The organism is Vibrio sp. A8-1 (genome assembly GCF_013048685.1).
In the GTDB taxonomy this organism is placed as follows: Bacteria; Pseudomonadota; Gammaproteobacteria; order Enterobacterales; family Vibrionaceae; genus Vibrio; species Vibrio metschnikovii.
On record NZ_VHTC01000064.1, the window covers coordinates 1 to 4,461 of the forward strand.

The window sequence follows — 4,461 nt, forward strand, 5'->3', positions numbered from 1 at the left end:
GGAGCAAGTCTTGAAGTTTTAACTAGGTACATTGAGAGTCAGAATCGTCCTGACTAATTTTTGCTACTTCGTAGCAATGCCTTACATCCTCCCCATAAATGGGGAGGTTTTACGCCAAAATGATAAACGGGTTGAGCATTTGTTCTTCATTGGTGAGGTTTTGTACCATGAATGTGGTGCTCAGTGGTTCGAGTTGCAGTTGATCCCACATAAGTCCGGTTTCGAGTTCGACTTTCACTTCCAAATATTCATTAACAAACGCTGGCACGACCACGGCATCGATACGCTCAATAAGTAAAGGCAGATAATGCCCAACATGAGTGAACGTAGCGCTCTCTCCGGCAAAGTGATTGGCGATGCCTATCACTTCATCTTCCCCAAAGAGTAAAGGTGCACCTGTATTACGTGAGTGAAGATGTTGAGTATCACTGTCTTTCGTCACTAGGGTAAATTGATCGCTTTCGCCATCCTAGCCATTTAGGATGGAAGCTGAGTAAGTCTCGATACTATCGAGCAACGGCTAACGAAATAAGAAGTATCGCCCGATTAGGGCGGTGAGTAGTCACACTCTTCTCAGCGAATTTTACAAATCTTATCTTGACTATGTTTCTGCCGTTTTACTCAATCGCAACATAAGATAACCTCAGCTTGTTCTTGTGTTGGGTAAATGCGTACTTTTGTTACTCTCAACACAAATTATAATGCTGTGTGGATAGAGCATTATAATCACCAAGTAGCCTCTTTCTATCTTAAAGTGCTATCGCACTTTCGGCTCATATCCCCACCCTCAGAATAGGCGAGGGTTTACGGCGAGATTGCTAAAAACAATTAATTTTAAATAATTATTTTTGCATTCAGCTGGAATGTTCAGCCTGAACATTGACAAAATATTCCCAATAAAATCGTAGTTAACGCTACCCTAACTTCTCCCCGCCAGAATTGGGCGAGGGTTTACGCAGAGTTGCTAAAACGGTAAAGAGTCTGTTTAACCTAAACAGAATACCGTGAATCCCCTACAGCTTAAGATTTCTTACCTTCCTTAAATTAAGCTATAAATGACATTTCCTAAAATTAAGCTAAAAAACCATTAACACGACTATATATTGTCTAATTTTAAGGTATAAATCACATTTTCAAAGCTCATTTTCCTCTTTTTAAGGTATGTGGTATGCTTCATCAAAAGCAAATAGGTACAGGCAATGAGTAGTAATATGGATAATTTGGAAGGCTACTTTCCGGCTGAAATAGTCAACGAAGCATTTGGCAACAGACCATCAACTACCACTTTGATGGATTGCATTTTTCTCCCAGGTCGAGTTCCACGTGACCTAACGTCAAAAATAAGCGCGGATCCAGGGCATTTAGAGCAGCAGCTTTTAGCTCAAAAACCGTTAATGTCTACCAGTCTTTCCAAGCCATACTGGAAAAAGGGAGCTAACAAAAGAGAATTCGATACTGTTCGTATTGATGTCTATAGCGCTGTTTGCTTAGCTGATGATAGACATCTACTAGAAGGTATTGTCAGTGTCGGAGGAATGTATGTTGATTTGTCTGGATTAACATTAAGACAAGCGATTGAGATCGCACAAATTAACGTCGAGATTGATAGGCTTTCTAATCAATACCACGATCTTCTAGATACAAAAATGTTTAGTGGTGTATATGATTATTTTTTATGTGATTTTACTACCTTATTTGATTTTCTTAATCTAAAAAATCAAAAGGCAAACAAGAACACAGTAATGACGAGACTACAAAGACTCTCACAAATGCTGTTAATCTTAGATTACGAGAAACAAGGCGAAACACTCCCACAATTTCATACAAGAATGAAACTCGTAGACAGTAACTACATCCCTCTACTTGTACTGGACGGAGTCAAGAATAAAAGCTCAATTAGAGCCGATACCATTACTCACTTTATTGTCGGTGTACATAAAACGTTTACTGCTTCTTTACGGCAAGAGGGGGCAATAAGTCGTAAAAGATTCTTAAAAGTCTATCCACAACTGACAGGAAAACATGCTGTCACTGATTTTTGTAAATACCTTGATGCACATAAACGGGAATTCTTGCATGGTAAGTATTTAACTGAGCTCATCAAAGACTATTATGCAAATAAGATCAGAGTATCAAAACAGCACGTTAGTCGTCATATCAACAATACCATGACTGAAGTCGTGTTAAAAAAAGAAGTTCTGTATCGAGATTTTGGGTTACTACTTCAAGAAAAAAACAATCATGATAAAAAGAAAGATTATATCTTACTTTATATCGGCGATGACGAAAAAGAGGAGACGACAAAATGACATCTTCTATAAATAATCAAGATGTTATAGCCTTAAGCGAACAGGAAATCACCAGTAATTTAGCCTCTAATCAGAAAGAACAAATATTGAAAGGGTTATTTAGAGGTAGTATTGGCTTTCTGATCGCTCCACCTGATTCGGGAAAAAGTTATCTCGCTCTTTCAATTGCTTATGAAATGGCGTTACCAGAATATCCACTAATCGGGGTAAGCCATAGTAATAACAAAGCGCTTAAAACGTTAATCTGGCCAATTGAAGATTCATTACCTGGAACTCTACCTCGCATCCAAACCCATTTGTCGCGGTTTTCGATTAGTGTGAAAGAGCGCTTGAAGGAAAATGTGGGGATTTACTGTCATGCCGATCCTATTTGTTGCTCAGGCGGAGCAAAACATACCAAAGAATGGCAAGAATCATCCAAAGCTCTAGATAAATTAATAAATACGGCCAAATCATTTGACCTCATAATTATAGATACTCTTCGAGATGCCATTGGCTCTGCAAACGTTGTTGAAGATGACTATTACATAAGAATAGCGTTAGAAAAACTCGCACAGGAAGCAGATGCCGCCGTTTTAGTTGTCCATCATCCAACAAAAGATGTGAGTAGGGGAAAAGACGTTATAAACAGTGTCTCTGGCTCAGGTTTATCTTCGACGTTATCTAAATCGAAACTGCATTTATACTTAGATCAAGTTGTAGATAAAAAGGATGGTACAATCCAAGAGACTCGCTTGCGACATATCAAGGCGAATTACATTCCATATGATCAACAATGGAAAAGGCCAATTCAATTGCATTGGAGCGAAGGTTCCTTGTTACATCTAGATAGTAAAAGTCTGATGCAATTGGAACTAGAAGAGGTTAGTCAAGAGAGAAAGACTCAAAAAGTATCTAGAAAGCGCCTAAGTCAATTATCTGAAAAGCAAGTAATCATTGAACGCAATGATTCTCTCTTATCTGAAGAATCAAAACGTTTGGCTGAGCAAACAACACATGGTCCATTTGGGAGCGGAATGGCTTCTGAATTGTCTGAGCTAAGAACGACAAAATCAAAATTATAACTCTCTGTTTATTTGTTATTTTTACTCTTTTCCTGTCTTGAAATGTTATAAATTTCCTATTATTAAGCTATTTTTAGGATTGTTTCATTTCCTAATATTAAGCTTAATATTAGGCTTACTTCCTAACATTAAGCTATTGGAACAAGCGTTATTTCCTAATAATAAGCTTTAACTTCCTAACATTAAGCTATCACCACCACAAACAAAGCTTAAAATTAGGAAATTTCCTTTTATTAAGCTTTGTTTTTACTCCTATGATCTTATGATCCTATGGATCTATATATGATCAGTAACGTGCGTCGCTGATGCGACTTCGTTGATCATCATAGATGCATTCACTGCTATGCGCAGTAAATGCATCTATGATGATTTAAGTTTTTAAAGCTCCCATCTTAAGACTAATCAGTTAAAAGACTCGTTACAGTTAAAAATTACTAATGATGTTTAAAGCATTTTAAGTTGTAACGTTTGTATGTATATTTTAGTTATTGTGATCTCTTGATTGTTGTCATTGTCAAGACCATCTGTCATGGCGCGTGAGTGAGTGTCCCGTTCCAATTTAGCCCAGATTTATCTAACACTTTTCAGCTATCTTCTTTGCCTAATCGATTGTAATGCGATAAACCTATAACATACCTTAGATTTAGTATGAGGATGTATTTAGTGCGAGTGAAAATTGAACAAAATGAAGATGGCGAACGCTACTTCTTAATACCTGATGAATTACAAAAAGACTTGGCTTGGAACGAAGGTGATCCAATAGAATGGATTGATAATGGTGATGGAAGTTTGACTTTAAGGAAGCTCAGTAAGCTCGAAGCATTAAAGTTAAAAGCATTTGAAGACCCATACGTGAAAGCTGAGTATGACTGACTAAAGCATGATTCTAAGTTTGATCCACAACTTCTACGCAATGAGTCGCACCTTAGTACCTAAGCCAAGGCGTGAAAGTCGATAAACCGTGAGCTTACGGCAGCATAGCTCAACTTAACTCGCCAGCTCTGGTTTACTAAGTGCTTATCCAATATAAGGAAGGCACCATGCAAAACCAGAAAAACCTGATTCAGGCCACTGCTGACTTTGAGCAC

The 4,461-nt window shown here is 37.8% G+C and carries 4 protein-coding genes; 3 read left to right on the top strand and 1 reads right to left on the bottom strand.

Annotation, left to right across the window (positions count from 1 at the left end):
- Positions 1-109: 109 nt before the first annotated feature.
- Entirely contained in the window at positions 110-442 is a 333-nt protein-coding gene (locus FKN93_RS16945) for a hypothetical protein (RefSeq protein WP_170905723.1), read from the bottom strand.
- Positions 443-1,199: 757 nt separating this feature from the next.
- Between FKN93_RS16945 and FKN93_RS16955 the strand changes: the two genes are divergently transcribed.
- The 3 genes from FKN93_RS16955 (at position 1,200) to FKN93_RS16965 (ending at position 4,246) form a co-directional block, all read left to right on the top strand.
- On the top strand, positions 1,200-2,309 hold the full coding sequence (locus FKN93_RS16955) for a hypothetical protein (RefSeq protein WP_170905724.1): 1,110 nt from the start codon (positions 1,200-1,202) through the stop codon (positions 2,307-2,309).
- Positions 2,306-3,373, top strand: coding sequence for an AAA family ATPase (locus FKN93_RS16960; protein WP_004394098.1), 1,068 nt, complete (start codon positions 2,306-2,308; stop codon positions 3,371-3,373). The genes FKN93_RS16955 and FKN93_RS16960 overlap by 4 nt, the downstream gene beginning before the upstream one ends.
- 654 nt (positions 3,374-4,027) lie before the next feature.
- Complete coding sequence (locus FKN93_RS16965) at positions 4,028-4,246, top strand: hypothetical protein (RefSeq protein WP_115152540.1); 219 nt, start codon at positions 4,028-4,030, stop codon at positions 4,244-4,246.
- Positions 4,247-4,461 lie beyond the last annotated feature (215 nt).